We start from the raw sequence: 15,427 nt of genomic DNA on the forward strand, positions 1-15,427 counted from the left end.
TCCCAGTGCCGCGAGCCCCACCGCGGTCCTGCTCTGAAGGAGACGACGTGGCGAACGACGAGGCCGAATTCACCCAGGTGTTCCGTGGCTACGACCGGGACGAGGTCGACAAGGCCGTCCAGGGCCTGCGCCGCGAGCTCATCCACTCGAACACCCAGGCGGCCGAGAGCGGCCGCGAGGTGAAGCGCCTGTCCTCCCGGATCGAGGGCCTCGAGAAGGAGCTGCAGCAGGTCGGCACTCCCACCTACGCCGGCCTGGGCGCCAAGCTCGAGCACACCCTGCGCGTGGCCGAGGAGCAGTCCGAGCGGATCATCGCCCAGGCCGAGAACGACGCCTCCGCTCTCCGTCGATCGACCCGCGACGACGGCGACCGCATCCTCCAGGAGGCGCGCGACGAGGCCGAGCGCCTGGTGACCGAGGCGCGCCGCCGTGCGGACCGGACCCGCGACGAGTCCGAGGCGCAGGCCGCGGCGACGCTCGGCAAGGCCGCCGACGACCGCGACGTGATGACCCAGGACGCCGTCCGCGAGGCCGCCGCGATCCGCGGCACCGTGGCGACCGAGGCCGCCGAGACCCGCGCCACCGCGAAGCGCGAGGCCGCCGCGATCCGCTCCGAGGCCGAGCGCGAGGCCGCGGAGATGCGCGCCGTCGCCGCCCGCGAGATCGAGGTCGCCCGCGCCGAGGCCGCTCGCCTCGCCCAGGCCAACGAGCTCCTGCGGGCCGAGGTCGCCTCCGAGGTCGACCGGCTCCGGGCGGCCGTCGAGGCCGAGGTCGCCCAGGCGCGCGCGGCGGTCGAGGCCGAGGTGCTCTCGACCCGCGCCGCGCTCGACGCCGAGGTCGCGGCCGCCCGCGCCGAGGGCGCGCGCGAGATCGCCGACCAGCGCACCCGGCTCACCCAGGAGCGCGCCGAGGCCGTCGCCGTGCTCGACGCCGAGCTGGCGGGCCTGCGTGCCGCGTCCGCCGACGAGGCCGCCGCGCTCTCGCGCGAGGTCGGGCAGGCCCGGATCGACCTGGTGGTCGAGCTCGCCGCGCGCCGCGAGGAGGCCGACCGCGACGACCTGCTCCGCCACCAGGAGGCCGTCGCGCAGACCCAGCGCTACCTCGACGAGTCGAACCTGCAGCTCGCCGACGCCATCCGACGCGCGAACGACAAGCGCCTCGAGGCGGACGCCCTCCGCAGCGACGCCCTCGACGACACGACGCGACTGCGCCGGAAGGCCCAGGACGACTCCGACGCCCTCCTCGACGACGCGCGCGACCAGGCGCAGAAGCTCGTCGCGGACGCGGAGCGCCGCAGCCGCGAGCTGATGGACACCGCCGAGCGGCGCCTCGACGAGATCCGCACCGAGCGCGACGCGATCGCCGGCTACGTGTCCGGACTGCGCGGGCTCATCGGCCACATCGACGGACTCGCGGACGACAGCGACGGCGACGACTCCGACTCCGACGGCAGCGGCTCCGACGGCGACTCGTCCGGCCGCTAGGCGGTCGCCGCACGGGCGGGCTCAGCCGAGCTCGCCCGTCCACTCCGTCGGCAGCGGGGACGAGGCGGGCGCGACCACGCGCACGATCTCGTCGAGGACCCGGCGGGTCTGCGCCTCGCCGACCCAGAGGTGCTTCCCGCCCTCCACGGCGACGAGGTCCAGCTGCGGCACGCTCGCGAAGCGCTCGGCGGCCGCCTCCGGCCGCAGGTAGTCGTCGAACTCCGGGACGAGCGCCACGAGCGGGCGGCCGTCCTCGCCCCAGGCGGCGACCTCCTCCGCGCTCGTGCGGTGCAGCGGCGGCGAGAGCAGGATCGCTCCCTCGACGGGGTGCTCCCTCCCCCACTTCAGCGCGAGCTCGGTGCCGAAGGACCAGCCGACCAGCCAGGGGTGCGGCAGTCCGCGGTCCGCGACGAGCGCCAGGGCTGCGGCGACGTCGGCGCGCTCCTCGGTGCCGTGTCCGAAGGCGCCCTCGCTCGTGCCGCGCGGCGACGCGGTGCCGCGGGTGTTGAAGCGGAGGACCGCCAGGTCGGCGAGCGCGGGCAGGCGGGCGGCGGCCTTCCGCAGGATGTGCGAGTCCATGAAGCCGCCGTGGGTGGGCAGCGGATGCAGGGTGACCAGGGTCGCGACCGGCTCGCGCTCCAGGGGCAGCGCGAGCTCCCCGACAAGGGTCAGCCCGTCAGCCGTGTGCAGCTCGATGTCCTCGCGACGGGCGGGGAGGACGACGCCTCCGCGGATCTCGTGGGTCATCGTGCTCCTCGGATTCTCCAGCAGTGCGTGTGCCAGTGGCGGCGGCCGGCCAGATCGGCCGCGTCGCCGAGCGCGCCGTCGGCCCGCCAGGTGACCAGGTGCGGCTGGCCGATGTCGATGGTGAGCCCGCAGCCCGGGCAGAGGTAGTTCTTCACGGCCCGCGCTGCGGAGACGGGCTGGACGTTCCACTCCCGACCGGCGTGGGACTCGGTGCGCCGGAAGCCGGCGAGCATCTGCGAGAGGTCGCGCTGCTCGTCGTCGTCGTCACGGCGGCCGCCCCGGGGTCTGTTGCTGCGCGGCATCCCCCCAGTCTAGGAGGCCGCCGCCGTGCCCCTTCCGTCAGTGGGAGCTGTCGTCCATCTCGAGCCGGGTCTCCTCGGCGTCGAGCATCAGTTGCGCCCGCCGCAGCGTCCGCGAGGAGTAGACCCCGCGCCCCCGTGCGTCCAGCAGCGCCTCCCGCTCGGCGAGCAGGACCGCTCGGCGCAGCCGCAGGTACTGCGCGTGCGGGCCGAGGGGCGCGTCCTCCGCGCGGCCGACCTGCTCCCACGCCACCTGCGAGCGGGTCAGAGTGTCGCGGCGCACGCGCTCGAGGACGCGCTCGCCCGCCTCGCCGTCGGGCAGCTCCGCCACCGCCTCGGGGAGGGCCTGGATGCCCGTGGCCGCGACCTCGTCGAGCAGCGTCGCGAGCTCGCGGCGGTCGGCCTCTCCGTCGGTGCCCTGGATGCCGGTGAGCCGGATCAGCGCGGGGAGCGTCGCACCCTGCAGGAGCAGCGTCACGACGGCGACGGTGAAGGCGATCAGGATCAGCTGGGAGCGGTAGGGAGTCTCGTCCGGCAGCGACTGGGCCGCGGCGAGCGTGACCACGCCGCGCATCCCGGACCAGGACAGGACGACTCCGCCGCGCCAGCCGAACGCCTCGCTCGTGGTCGCGGCCAGATCGGTCTCGCGCCGGAGGTAGAGCCGCTCCGCTCGCACCTGCCGCCGCCGGAAGCGCTCATCGCTGGTGGCGCTGTTGCGCAGTCGCATCAGGCCCACCGCCAGCCGCCGGTTGATCCGCTCCGCCCGCCGACCGGAGCTGCGCAGCCAGAGGAGCAGCGGCCACACGAAGAGGGCCCGCAGCACGATCAGGATGACCACGGTGGCCAGACCCAGCAGCACCGCGGTGCCCACTCCGAACTCGCCCGGGTCCACGACCCCGGAGACGATCGCCTTGATCTCGGCGCCCATGAGCAGGAAGACGCCGTTCTCGAGCAGGAACTGCGCCGTCCGCCAGTTCACCCGCTCGCTGATCCGCGATTGCGGCGAGAGGAAGCGCGCGCTGTTGTGCCCCGTGTAGATCCCGGTGACCACGACGGCGAGCACCCCGGACGCGCCCAGCTCCTCGGCCGGGATGTAGGCCAGGAACGGCACGGCGAAGGACACGGCGGTGTCGAGCACCGGGTCCCGCAGCTTCGAACGCACGAAGACGGTGAGCACGCCCATCACCAGTCCGAGGACGATCGCCATCAGGACGGAGTAGACGAAGAGGACCCCCACCTCGCCCACGTCGATCGCGTCGGTCGTGACGGAGGCGCCGACCACGGCCGCCGCAGCCGTCGCGGCGCGCAGCAGCACCAGCGCCGACGCGTCGTTCACGAGGCTCTCGCCCTCGAGCACCGTCACCAGGCGGGGCGGGAGTCCGAGCTTCTTGCCGATCGAGGTCGCGGCCACCGCGTCGGTCGGGCTCACGACGGCGCCCAGAGCGATCGCTGCGGGCAGGCTCAGATCGGGGAACACGAGGTAGAGGAAGCCGCCCACCACGAGGGCGGTCACGACGACCAGCAGCACCGAGAGCCCGAAGATCGAGCGCAGGTTCCGCCGGAAGTCGGTGAGGGGCACCTGGATCGCGGCCGAGTACAGCAGCGGCGGCAGCACGCCCGCGAGGATCAGCTCAGGCTCGACCTCGATGTCCGGGACCCCGGGGAGGTAGGACGCGCCGATACCGATGACGACCAGGAGCAGCGGTGCGGCGATCCCGAGGCGGCGCGAGAACCGCGCGACGGTGACGACCGTGATGATCCCGACGACCCCGAGCAGCGCGTAATCCACGGCACCAGGGTAGCGAGCGCCTCAGCCCGCCGGACGCGGTGCCGAGCGGAGGGGAACGATCAGTACCAGCCGACCGACTCGGAGTGGGCCCAGGCGCCGCAGGGCGAGCCGTAGCGGCCGGAGATGTAGCCGAGGCCCCAGGTGATCTGGGTGCTCGCGTTGGTCGCCCAATCGGAGCCGGCCGTCGCCATCTTGCTGCCGGGGAGTGCCTGCGGGATGCCGTAGGCACCGCTGGACTTGTTCTCGGCGTAGACGTTCCAGCCGGACTCGCGGTTCCAGAGGAGGACGAGGCAGTCGTACTCGCTGTCGGCCCAGCCGCGCTGCACGATCATGTCGTACGCGATGGCCTTCGCGGATCCGGGATCCGGAGCGGCGGCGCGCTGGACGGGAGCGGCGGTCTCGGCCTCGGCGGAGCCCGACTCCTCCTCGTCGGCGGTCGCGGAAGGGGTCTGAGTCTCGGTCGGGGTGGGCGTCGGGGTCGGAGTGGGCGTCGGCTTCGCCTCGGCGCCGAACGAGTCGCGCTGGACGGTCCGCTCGACGGCGTCCGCGACGACGAGTCGCTGCGCGGAGTCGCCGTTGAAGCGCGCCGGGGCCTGGTAGTAGGGGGAGGCGACCGCGCCGCTGGAGGGATCGACGACGTTCACCATGGCGAACGCGATGGACGCCGTGAAGGCCAGCACCGTCACCGGGATCCGAGCCCAGGAGCGCCGCACCGGGGTCTGGTGCGGGACCGCCGGGCGACCGCTGGTGCGGTTCGCGGGCGTGTGGGCGACGGAGGTCTGAGGATGCTGAGCCACGATTACGAAAGCATAACGGACGATGACCTGATCGGCCAGCAGATCCGGCTCCGGTCAGCGGACCGCCAGCATCACGTCGACGACCGTGTCGAGCAGCAGGTCGACCTGGGCCTCGGCGTACCCGCCGCGCTGCGGGGCGAAGGAGACGGTCCGCACGTCGTCCACGGTCAGCACCGATCCGTCGCGGAAGTAGCCGGAGATCCTGTCGGCGAAGGCGTCGACCTGGCGGATGTTGTAGCCCGTCGTGAGAGCGCCGGCCCGGGTGAACCGCTCGCGGGGAGCGCGGGCCAGCCGGTTCACGATCTCCTGGGCGGTCGACCGCGCGTCCGCGAGCCACGCCTCCTCGCCCCGGGCCGCGATCGCGTACTGGCGCTCCCGCAGGGCGAAGGCGTCCTCGAGGCGCTCGAGCGCCGCATCGACGTGGGGCGCGGAGTAGCCGCCCTTGCGCAGGGTGAACGCGGTGTGGCGCAGGTCGGCGGCGCGGAGGTCCGCCGGTCCCCCGGAGAGCTGCGAGTAGGCCTCGCGCGCCGACGCGAGGAAGGAGTCGACCTCGGCCGTGTCGTAGCCGGGACGGGACTCGCGGGCTCGGGGGAAGGGAGCGGTCATCCCGACATCATGCCAAGCCGCGCGCCGGGAGCGGAATCGGCACGCCCCGGTGAGGCGCCCGCTCAGTGGGCGAAGAGGAAGTACAGCACGTAGGCCGCTGCGGCCGACGGCAGGATCGAGTCCAGCCGGTCGAGGACTCCTCCGTGGCCGGGCAGCCAGGAGCTCATGTCCTTGATGCCGATGTCGCGCTTGATCAGCGACTCGGCGAGGTCGCCGAGCGTCGCGGTGAGCAGCACCACGGCCCCGAACACCGCACCGACCCACCAGGGCTGGCCGAGCATCAGCAGGGCGAGCAGGACGCCGACGACGATCCCCGCGACGGCCGCACCGGCGAACCCCTCCCAGGTCTTCTTCGGGCTGATCCGCGGTGCCATCGGGTGCTTGCCCCAGGTGAGTCCGCTCACGTAGGCGCCGGTGTCGACGACGATCACGAGCACCAGGAACGCGAACGCCCAGAGCTGGCCGCCGGGCTCGGCGACGAGACGGATCGCGAAGGCGCCGAGGAAGGTCGTGTAGCCCTGGACGAACGCGCCGAGGCCGATGTCGAGGGCGAGGTCCCTCCGGCTCGAGGCGGTGCGCCGGAAGAGCTGCTCCCCCAGCCGCCAGAGGCCGACGAGGACGGATCCGCCGAGGACCGTGGCCCACGCGGCGCCGAGGCCGCCGTAGTAGGCGGCCGGCACGGCGACGACCGCCACGATCCCGGTCGGGATGCGCGGGATGTCGCGACCGGCGTGGCGCAGGGCGTTCGAGAGCTCGAGCGCCGCGAGCAGCACCGCCACCCCCGCGAGCACCATGAAGAGCTCCTTGACCAGCAGCAGGCTGACGACCATCGCGCCGCCGCCGAGGAGTCCGATCGCGGTCGCCGACACGAGGTTCCGGCCCGAGCGCGCGGTGAGGCGGTCGTTCGTCGCCTCGAGCTGGGCGCGGGTCGCCTCGAGCTGGCGCTCGACGTCGGCCCGGCCCTGCTGGGCGCGCGCACGCAGCGCGTCGCGGGTGACCATCCGGGATCCCCGGGCACCCGGGACGTGCGGAGACGGTCTCTTCTCGCCGCCCTCGGGTCCTTCGGGGATCTCGGGCACCGCTACACCTCGAGCAGTTCGGATTCCTTGCGCTTGAGCGCCTCGTCGATCGCGTCGACGTGCTGCTTCGTGAGCGCCTCGAGCTCCTTCTCACCGCGGGAGAGCTCGTCGTCGCCGATGTCGCCCTTCAGCGCGTCGAGGTCGTCCTTGCCCTTGCGGCGGATGTTGCGCACCGCGATCTTGGCGTCCTCGGCCTTGGTGCGGACGATCTTGACGAACTCCTTGCGGCGCTCGGCGGTGAGCTCCGGCAGGGTCACGCGGATGATCGTGCCGTCGTTGGTCGGGTTCGCGCCGAGGTTCGGCATGTCCCGGATGGCCTGCTCGATGTCGCGCAGCGAGCCCTTGTCGTAGGGCGTCAGGACGAGCGTGCGGGCCTCCTGGTTCTGCATCGAGGCGAGCTGCGACAGCGGCGTCGGGGTGCCGTAGTAGCTCACCAGCACCTTCTGGAACATGCCGGGGTTCGCGCGTCCGGTGCGGACCGTGGAGAAGTCCTCCTTGGCGACCTCGACGGCCTTGCCCATCTTGGTCTTCGCGTCGGCCAGTACATCCGAGATCACAGGGAGCTCCTTAAGAGAGGGAAGTGGTCAGTCTAGTTCGAGACGAGCGTGCCGAGCTCGGCGCCGCGGATGGCCTTCGCGACGTTGCCCGAGGGCTCCATGCCGAAGACCTGCATCGGCATGCCGTTGTCCATGCAGAGGCTGAACGCGGTGGAGTCGACCACCTTGAGGCCCCGCTGGAGCGCCTCCTGGTAGGTCAGCGCGTCGAGCTTCTTCGCGTCGGGGTTCGTCCGCGGGTCGGCGTCGTACACGCCGTCCACGCCGTTCTTGGCGACGAGGACCACGTCGGCGTGCGTCTCGAGCGCGCGCTGCGCGGCGACCGTGTCGGTCGAGAAGTACGGGAGTCCGGCGCCGGCGCCGAAGATGACGACGCGGCCCTTCTCCATGTGCCGGATCGCCCGGCGGGGGATGTAGGGCTCCGCGACCTGCGTCATCGCGATCGCGGACTGCACACGCGTCTCGGCGCCCGCCTGCTCGAGGAAGTCCTGGAGGGCGAGGGCGTTCATCACTGTGCCCAGCATGCCCATGTAGTCGGCCCGGCCGCGGTCCATGCCGCGCTGCGAGAGCTCGGCTCCTCGGAAGAAGTTGCCGCCGCCGACGACCACCGAGATCTCCACCTCGGTCGCGGCATCGGCGATCTCGCGCGCCAGGGCGCTGATCACGTCCGGGTTCACGCCGAGCGTACCGGCTCCGAACGCCTCCCCCGACAGCTTGAGAAGCACCCTGCGGCGCTTGCCCGTCGTCATCGCATCCGTCTCCGTCATGGACGTTTCCTCCCGTAGACCCGTACAAACCTATCCCGCGCGGAGCGGGCCCCGCGACCACGCCCGGGACCGCCCCGGGCAGAGCGAAGGGAGCCCGGGTCGACTGAACGACCCGGACTCCCTCCTGCAGTGCTGTTAGGCGCCGACCTTGAAGCGGGCGAAGCCCGACACGGTCAGGCCCGCGTCGCTCAGGACCTTGCTGACGGACAACTTGTTGTCCTTCGCGTAGTCCTGGTCGAGCAGGGCGACCTGCTTGAAGTACGCGTTCACGCGTCCCTCGATGATCTTCGGCAGGGCGGCCTCGGGCTTGCCCTCGCCGCGCGAGATCTCCTCGACGATGCGGCGCTCGTTGTCGACCTCGGACTGCGGCACGTCCTCGCGCGAGAGGTAGGACGGGTTCGCGAACGAGATGTGCTGGGCGACGGAGCGCGCGGTCTCGGCGTCCTCACCCGCGTAGCCGACGACCACGCCGACCTGCGGGGGCAGGTCCTTGTTCGTCTTGTGGAGGTAGATCGCGAAGTGCTCGCCCGAGACGGAGGCCACGCGGCGCAGCTCCACCTTCTCGCCGAGGATCGCGGCCTCGTCGTTGATGAGGTCGGCGACGGTCTTGCCATCGGCGGGGGCCGCGAGGGCCTCCTCGACCGTGGTGGAGCCGGCGGCGACGACCGCGGCGAGCACGGCGTCGGCGAGGGCGATGAACTTCGTGCCCTTGGCGACGAAGTCGGTCTCGCACGCGAGCTCGATCATCGTGGCGACGCCGTCCTTCTCGGCGGCGGCGACGAGGCCCTCGCTCGTGGAGCGGTCGGCGCGCTTCGCGTTGCCCTTGGCGCCCTTGAGGCGGAGGATCTCGACCGCCTTGTCCAGGTCGCCGTCGGCCTCGACGAGCGCGTTCTTCGTGTCGACCATGCCGGTACCGAGCTGCTCGCGCAGCGTCTTGACGTCAGCGAGGCTGAAATTTGCCATGTTCTCGGAACTCCTCTTGGTTCGGAAACCCTGTGGCGCCGTCACTCGCGGCGGGCTCACGGGAGGAGCCCAGCACGCCGAGGTGACGGCGGTTCTTACTCGTGGTGAACGTGCACCGACCGAGCGGGGGCCGGACGACCGCGGGTGCGGCGTCCGACCCCCGTCACGGAACGGGGTGTCAGGCGGTGGCGGTCTCGTCGGTCGAGGTCTCGGCGGCGTCGGCCTCGGGGGCCTCCTCCGCGGCGGGGGTCTCGGCCTCGACGACGGCCTCGTCGGCGGTCTCGGCCTCGGCGTCGGCGACCTTCTCGGTCTCCGCGCCGGCCTGCTCGTTCGGCTCCTGCACGTCGGCGGCGGGCGCGCCGGTGGAGAGCAGCTCCTGCTCCCACTCGGCCAGCGGCTCGACGGCGGAGACGTTGCCCTCGGCCTCGGGCTTCTGGTGGCGCTGGATGAGGCCCTCGGCCGCGGCGTCGGCGACGATGCGGGTGAGCAGGCTCACCGAGCGGATCGCGTCGTCGTTGCCCGGGATCGGGTACTGGACCTCGTCCGGGTCGCAGTTCGTGTCGAGGATGCCGATGACCGGGATGCCCAGCTTCTTGGCCTCGTCGATCGCGAGGTGCTCCTTCTTGGTGTCGACGACCCAGAGGGCCGACGGCGTCTTCGAGAGGTTGCGGATGCCGCCGAGCGACTTGTGCAGCTTGTCGAGCTCGCGCTTCTTGATGAGGAGCTCCTTCTTGGTGAAGCCGCTCTTCGACGTGTCGTCGAAGTCGAGCTCCTCCAGCTCCTTCATGCGGGCGAGGCGCTTCGAGACCGTCTGGAAGTTGGTCAGGAGGCCGCCGAGCCAGCGCTGGTTCACGTAGGGCTGGCCGACGCGGGTCGCCTGCTCCGAGATCGCGTTCTGCGCCTGCTTCTTGGTGCCGACGAAGAGGATCGTGCCGCCGTGGGCGACCGTCTCCTTGACGAAGTCGTAGGTCTTGTCGATGTAGGCCAGCGACTGCTGGAGGTCGATGATGTAGCTGCCCGAGCGCTCGGTCAGGATGAAGCGCTTCATCTTCGGGTTCCAGCGACGGGTCTGGTGCCCGAAGTGGACGCCGCTGTCGAGCAGCTGGCGCATGGTGACGACTGCCATGAGTCGTTCTCCTTGTCTCGGGGCCCGGGCGCACGACGGCGCCGAACTCCCGTTCGGTTGTCTGCGACGGCCGGTCGGCACGTCGCCCTGGCGCCCGGCGCACTCCCGCCCCGGCCGCGTGAGCGGAGAGGGACCGTGGGGAGCGGAGGCCGAATGGGCGCGCGTAGTCACCCCGACGAGCGAGGTGCTCCGTGGAGTCTAGCACCAGGACGGCCGCCTCCCCCGCTGCTGCGGGAGGGCGGCCGTCGGGGCTCGGAAGACCGGTGCTACTTGCGCGCCGACTTCATCACGGTGCGGATGTGCAGGGTGTCCATCTCCTCCAGCGAGCGGCCCTTGGTCTCGGGCACGAACATGAAGACGAACACGAACGAGATCGCCGCGAAGGCGGCGTAGAGGCCGTAGGCCAGGGTGAGCGACACGTCCTGCGAGAGGATCGGGAACGTCACCGTGATGGCGAAGTTCGCGATCCACTGGGCCGAGGCCGCCAGGCCGAGCGCGGCCGCCCGGATCCGGTTCGGGAAGATCTCGCCGAGGAGGACCCACACCAGCGGGCCCCAGGTCGCACCGAAGAAGACGACGAACGCGTTCGCCGAGACGAGGGCGATCGGGCCCCACGCGCCGGGCAGCGAGACGTCCTCTCCGCTGATCGTGGACTGGCTGAAGGCGATGGCCATCAGCGCGAGCGAGACGGCCATGCCGGCCGAGCCGACCAGCAGCAGCGGCTTCCGGCCGACCTTGTCGACCAGGAAGATCGCCACGAAGGTGACGACGACGTTCACGACCGAGGTGAAGACCGAGATCGCGAAGGAGTTGGACTCGTCGAATCCGACCGCGCTCCAGAGCGAGGTGGAGTAGTAGAAGATCACGTTGATGCCCACGAACTGCTGGAACACCGACAGCAGGATGCCGACCCAGACCACCGGGAGCAGGCCGAGGGCGGGGCCGCGGAGGCTGGAGCGCTTCGCGTTCTCGGAGTCCTCGTCGATCTTCTTCTGGATGTCCGCGAGCGCCTCGTCGACCTCGTCGCGCGGCGTGACCGTCGCGAGCACCGCGCGGGCGTCCTCGGAGCGGCCGCGGGTCGCGAGGTAGCGGGGCGACTCCGGCAGGGTCAGGGCCAGGAGGCCGTAGATCACGGCCGGCACGGCGCAGGCGATGAACATCCAGCGCCAGGCGGCGACGCCGAACCAGAAGGGCTCGGAGGCGCCGTCCGCGCCGTTCGCGATGAGGGTGTCCGAGAGCAGGGCGGCGAAGATGCCGAGCGTGATCGCCAGCTGCTGCAGCGATGCGAGGGCTCCGCGGATGGCCTTGGGCGCGATCTCCGAGATGTAGGTCGGAGCGATCACGGAGGCGATGCCGATGCCGAGGCCACCGACCACGCGCCAGAGCACGAGGTCCCAGACCGCGAACGCCGCGCCGGCGCCGATGGAGGAGATGAAGAAGAGCCCGGCGCCGAGCAGCATGACCTTGATGCGGCCCCAGCGGTCGGCCAGGCGGCCCGCGAGGTACGCGCCGAGTGCGCAGCCGAGCAGCGCGGAGGCGACGGCGAAGCCGATCAGCGCGGCCGAGAGCTGGAACTCGCCCTGCACCGCCTCCACGGCACCGTTCACCACCGACGAGTCGAAGCCGAAGAGGAAGCCGCCGACCGCCGCCGCGATCGCGAGGCCGATCACCTTCCTCTTCAGCTTCGCCGCCGAGGGGTTCGGGATGTCCGCTCTCCCGCTGGTCGTGTCAGATCGTCCGCTGGTCATGGTCGTCTCCGATTCTCGCCGCCGGTGGGGGCGGGGTGCCGCTCCCGAGCCGGATCACCGGCACGTTACTCCTCGCCGCGGCACCGCCGGGACGGGTTGCGCTCTCCCCCGGCCGATGTCCTCCCTCCACAGCCGGGCCCGCCGCGCTCTCCTCCCCTGATCCGCTCGGCCGCCCACCGGTCCCGGACCGGCTCCAGGAGGGTGGCCGCATGCTCCGATCCCGACTCCTGCGCCCGGGCGTGTTCGCCCTCGCCGCTCTGCTCGTCGGGGCGCCTCTCGGCGCCTCGCCCTCCGGCACCTCGTCCCCCGGCCGGTCCGATCCACGGTGGACCTCCCCCGTCGCGGGCTTCTCCGTCGTGGAGCCGTGGGGCGCGCCGGCCCACCGCTACGCCCCCGGGCACCGCGGGATCGACCTCGCGGCAGCGGCCGGGCAGCCCGTGGTCGCCGTCGCGGCGGGCACCGTGTCGTTCTCGGGCAGGGTGGTCGACCGGTCCGTGGTGAGCATCGTGCACGCGGACGGTCTGGTCTCGACGGTCGAGCCGGTCGACGGATCGGTGACGGCGGGGCAGGTCCTCACCGCGGGCCAGCCCGTCGGAGCAGTGGGTGCGGGCGGCCACTGCGACGGGAGGTGCGTGCACCTCGGCGTCCGCGAGGGTGGCGACTACGTCTCGCCGATGCGGTTCTTCGGCGGGATCCCCCGGGCGGTGCTCCTGCCGATGGACGACATGGCGCAGGGTGTTCAGCGAGTGGCGCGGAAGGGTGCGTCCAGCGACTCGCGCGTCCGGTCAGGCGCGGGGGTGGGCGAGGCGGTAGGCGTCGCGGATCCGCTCGGTCGAGACGTGGGTGTAGATCTGCGTGGTGCCCAGGCTCGCGTGGCCGAGCAGCTCCTGGACGGCGCGGAGGTCGGCTCCGCCGTCGAGCAGATGGGTCGCCGCGGTGTGGCGGAGGGTGTGCGGACCGGACGGTCCGGAGCCCTGCCCGCCGTCGAGGAGCCTCGCCACCACGCCGTAGACCGTGCGCGGGGTGAGGCGCGCGCCCCGCCGTCCCAGCAGCAGGGCCCCGCTCCCGTCGCCGGTGGCGAGAGAGGGTCGGGCGCGCTCCAGGTAGTCGACGAGCGCCTCCTTCGCGGGGACGCCGAACGGGACGACCCGCTGCTTGGCGCCCTTGCCGGTGACGAGCACGGTGAGCCGGCCGAGATCGACGTCGCCCAGGTCGACGGCGACCAGCTCGGAGACGCGGATGCCGGAGGCGTAGAGCAGCTCGACGATCGCGAGGTCCCGCAGCGCCACCGGGTCCTCTGTCGCGCCGCGCGCCGCGACCGTGTCGAGCACCTGTTCCGCCTGCGGGAGCGTCAGGACCCGCGGCAGTGTCCGTCCCGACTTGGGCGTCTTGAGGCGCGCGGCGACGTCGAGGGGAAGCCGCTCGGACCGCTGCGCCCAGGAGGAGAAGGAGCGGACGGCCGCGGTGCGCCGGGCGAGGGTCGCGCGGGCGATGCCCGACTCCGACTCGCGCCAGAGCCAGTCGCGCAGCAGCTCGAGGTCGAGCTCAGCGGTGAGGACCCGCCCCTTCTCCTCGGTGTGGGCGATCAGGCGCGCGAGGTCGGAGCGGTAGCCCTTCGCGGTGGCGGGCGAGAGGGACCGCTCGTCGAGGACGTAGCGGAGGAAGTGCTCGACCGAGTCGGCGAGCGTCTCGCCGGTCATGATCCGTTCGGCATCCGCGACCAGAGGTCGATGCGCCCCTGCTCGTCGAGCCCCTCGAGCCGTTCGATCAGGTCGGAGCCGAACCGCGTCGCGATCGGGGCCGGCGCCGTCGGCACGAACGAGGCGGCCACCGTCTCCGGGTGGACGTGGACGAGCGAGAGGCTCTGCGCTCCGTCGATGCCGGCGAGCTCCCGCTCGGGCGCTCCGAGATCCATCGTGTAGCTGGTGGCGCCGGCCACGAGCACGGGCACGCCCGCGAAGGTCGCTGCCGTGGGGTAGTGCAGGTGGCCGCCGAGGATCGCGCGGACGTCGGTACCGCGCACCACCTCCTCGAGGCGGACGATCCCCCGCAGCTCGAGCACGGTCATCGCGCCGAGCGGCGTGGGCAGCGGAGGGTGGTGCAGGGCGAGGATCGTCCCCAGCGGGGCCGGTGCGGCGAGCTCGTCCTTCAGCCAGGCCAGCTGGGCGTCGGTGAGGTCGCCGTGGTGGAAGCCGGGCACCGCGCTGTCGAGCGCGATGAGCCGGAGCCCGCCGAGGTCGACGACCTGGTCCACAGGTCCTGCGCCCGCCGGGTCCTGCTCGAGGAGCACCCGCCGGAACGCTCCGCGCTCGTCGTGGTTGCCCATCACCCAGACGATCGGGCAGCCGAACCGCTCGCCCACGGGGTTGAGCTGCTCGCGCACGCGCCGGTAGGCGTCCTCCTCGCCGCGGTCCGCGACGTCCCCGGTCACCACGATCGCGTCCAGGCGTCCGCCGCGCTCGGCCAGCCGGCCGACCGCCTGCGCGAGACGGGCGGTCGTGTCGACCTTCCCGTAGAGCGGAGCGCCGTCGGCCAGCAGGTGCGTGTCGCTCAGATGCGCGATGACCCTGTCGGCGGCGCGGAAGTGCCCGAGCCGCGGGCGCTCCCCGCCGTGTCCTGCTGCCGTGGCGTCCATGCCGCTCCCCTCGCCGATGCCCCTTCAGCGTAGGGCGGACCGCCGACAGCGCCGCGGCGGCGGGGCCGCCCCGTGCACGGATTACCCGTGCAGCAGTTCGTGGACCGGCGGCCGCGCCTCGTACCGACGAAGCAACGTCGGCGTCGGCGTCGGCGTCGGCGTCGGCATCGGCGTCGGCATCGGCATCGGCATCGGCATCGGCGTCAGCATCGGCGTCAGCATCAGCATCAGCATCAGCATCAGCAACAGCAACAGCAACAGCAACAGCAACAGCAACAGCAACAGCAACAGCAACAGCATCAGCATCAGCATCAGCATCAGCATCAGCATCAGCATCAGCATCAGCATCAGCATCAGCATCGGTGTCGATGTCGGGCGGACCTTCCCGGACGGTGTCGGATCCTCGGCCGCGGCTCGGCCGTGGAAGACGTACTTCCGAAGTCCCCTTGTGACTGCTCGGAGGCGGCAGTACGGTTCGCTCACTTTCATTCGATGAGGAAGGAAAGACGATGACGACGTTCAGTTCCGCGGGCCTCGCCGCGAAGAGCCAGGTCGAGAGCCTGCCCGAGGAGGACGCCCGCGAACTCGCCGGGGTTCTGGCCGCGAAGTACGGCTACACGCTCACGAACGAGTCGAACAAGATGAAGATCTTGACCAGGATCGTCCCCGTCCTCGCTGCCGTCGTCCTGGTCGCCCTGGTCGGTGCCCTGGTTCTCAGCGGCCTCGGCCAGGACGCGTCGGCGGCCTACACGATCGCCTCGCTCGTCGCCGGGGGTCTTGTCGGCATCTTCGCCCCGACTCCCCAGACGTAGTCGACGGAGGGGGCGCAGCCC

At 72.0% G+C, this 15,427-nt stretch carries 16 protein-coding genes and 1 pseudogene; 3 read left to right on the forward strand and 14 right to left on the reverse strand.

Going from position 1 to position 15,427, the window contains the following annotated elements; translation table 11 throughout:
- The first annotated feature begins 47 nt into the window (after window positions 1-47).
- Complete coding sequence (locus C5C59_RS06270) at window positions 48-1,484, forward strand: DivIVA domain-containing protein (protein WP_104238518.1); 1,437 nt, start codon at window positions 48-50, stop codon at window positions 1,482-1,484.
- Between the two features lie 21 nt (window positions 1,485-1,505).
- Here the strand turns inward: C5C59_RS06270 and C5C59_RS06275 are convergent, their stop codons facing one another.
- From C5C59_RS06275 to C5C59_RS06325, 11 genes are all read right to left on the reverse strand, one after another.
- Window positions 1,506-2,231, reverse strand: a complete 726-nt coding sequence (locus tag C5C59_RS06275; protein ID WP_104238519.1) for an alpha/beta hydrolase — start codon at window positions 2,229-2,231, stop codon at window positions 1,506-1,508.
- A complete protein-coding gene (locus C5C59_RS06280) occupies window positions 2,228-2,533 on the reverse strand; it encodes a hypothetical protein (RefSeq protein WP_181027199.1) in 306 nt (101 codons plus the stop codon). Before C5C59_RS06280 ends, C5C59_RS06275 begins: the two co-directional genes overlap by 4 nt.
- Window positions 2,534-2,570: 37 nt before the next feature.
- On the reverse strand, window positions 2,571-4,319 hold the full coding sequence (locus C5C59_RS06285) for a sodium:proton antiporter (RefSeq protein ID WP_104238520.1): 1,749 nt from the start codon (window positions 4,317-4,319) through the stop codon (window positions 2,571-2,573).
- A 59-nt stretch (window positions 4,320-4,378) separates the two neighbouring features.
- The gene (locus tag C5C59_RS06290) at window positions 4,379-5,116 is read right to left on the reverse strand and encodes a lytic transglycosylase domain-containing protein (RefSeq protein WP_258062621.1); all 738 of its coding nucleotides are present in this window, start codon (window positions 5,114-5,116) and stop codon (window positions 4,379-4,381) included.
- A 54-nt stretch (window positions 5,117-5,170) separates the two neighbouring features.
- Window positions 5,171-5,722: a DivIVA domain-containing protein gene (locus tag C5C59_RS06295; RefSeq protein ID WP_104226865.1), complete on the reverse strand. Its 552-nt coding sequence runs from the start codon at window positions 5,720-5,722 to the stop codon at window positions 5,171-5,173.
- A 62-nt stretch (window positions 5,723-5,784) separates the two neighbouring features.
- Window positions 5,785-6,723 (reverse strand): phosphatidate cytidylyltransferase, encoded by a 939-nt coding sequence (locus C5C59_RS06300; protein ID WP_104238522.1) that lies wholly within the window; start codon window positions 6,721-6,723, stop codon window positions 5,785-5,787.
- 80 nt (window positions 6,724-6,803) lie between these two features.
- Window positions 6,804-7,358, reverse strand: a complete 555-nt coding sequence (frr, locus tag C5C59_RS06305; RefSeq protein ID WP_104223893.1) for a ribosome recycling factor — start codon at window positions 7,356-7,358, stop codon at window positions 6,804-6,806.
- A 32-nt stretch (window positions 7,359-7,390) separates the two neighbouring features.
- Window positions 7,391-8,104 (reverse strand): UMP kinase, encoded by a 714-nt coding sequence (pyrH, locus tag C5C59_RS06310; protein ID WP_374952923.1) that lies wholly within the window; start codon window positions 8,102-8,104, stop codon window positions 7,391-7,393.
- 153 nt (window positions 8,105-8,257) lie between these two features.
- On the reverse strand, window positions 8,258-9,085 hold the full coding sequence (gene tsf / locus C5C59_RS06315) for a translation elongation factor Ts (protein ID WP_104223895.1): 828 nt from the start codon (window positions 9,083-9,085) through the stop codon (window positions 8,258-8,260).
- Window positions 9,086-9,263: 178 nt separating this feature from the next.
- The gene (rpsB, locus tag C5C59_RS06320) at window positions 9,264-10,211 is read right to left on the reverse strand and encodes a 30S ribosomal protein S2 (RefSeq protein WP_104238523.1); all 948 of its coding nucleotides are present in this window, start codon (window positions 10,209-10,211) and stop codon (window positions 9,264-9,266) included.
- 266 nt (window positions 10,212-10,477) lie between these two features.
- Complete coding sequence (locus tag C5C59_RS06325) at window positions 10,478-11,959, reverse strand: sugar porter family MFS transporter (protein WP_104223897.1); 1,482 nt, start codon at window positions 11,957-11,959, stop codon at window positions 10,478-10,480.
- Between the two features lie 209 nt (window positions 11,960-12,168).
- On the opposite strand from C5C59_RS06325, the pseudogene C5C59_RS17760 reads away from it, so the two are divergent.
- Window positions 12,169-12,621, forward strand: a pseudogene (locus C5C59_RS17760) (murein hydrolase activator EnvC family protein); the annotation flags it as partial.
- A gap of 123 nt (window positions 12,622-12,744) precedes the next feature.
- Here C5C59_RS17760 and C5C59_RS06335 read toward each other — a convergent pair.
- From C5C59_RS06335 to C5C59_RS06345, 3 genes are all read right to left on the reverse strand, one after another.
- Complete coding sequence (locus C5C59_RS06335) at window positions 12,745-13,659, reverse strand: tyrosine recombinase XerC (RefSeq protein WP_104238524.1); 915 nt, start codon at window positions 13,657-13,659, stop codon at window positions 12,745-12,747.
- A complete protein-coding gene (locus C5C59_RS06340; protein ID WP_104238525.1) occupies window positions 13,656-14,594 on the reverse strand; it encodes a phosphodiesterase in 939 nt (312 codons plus the stop codon). Before C5C59_RS06340 ends, C5C59_RS06335 begins: the two co-directional genes overlap by 4 nt.
- 81 nt (window positions 14,595-14,675) lie before the next feature.
- Window positions 14,676-14,942 (reverse strand): hypothetical protein, encoded by a 267-nt coding sequence (locus C5C59_RS06345; RefSeq protein WP_181134842.1) that lies wholly within the window; start codon window positions 14,940-14,942, stop codon window positions 14,676-14,678.
- Between the two features lie 161 nt (window positions 14,943-15,103).
- Between C5C59_RS06345 and C5C59_RS06350 the strand changes: the two genes are divergently transcribed.
- Window positions 15,104-15,406, forward strand: a complete 303-nt coding sequence (locus tag C5C59_RS06350; protein WP_104238527.1) for a hypothetical protein — start codon at window positions 15,104-15,106, stop codon at window positions 15,404-15,406.
- The last annotated feature ends 21 nt before the right edge of the window (window positions 15,407-15,427 follow it).

The sequence above is a fragment of the Rathayibacter sp. AY1F4 genome, from assembly GCF_002931775.1.
GTDB lineage: Bacteria > Actinomycetota > Actinomycetes > Actinomycetales > Microbacteriaceae > Rathayibacter.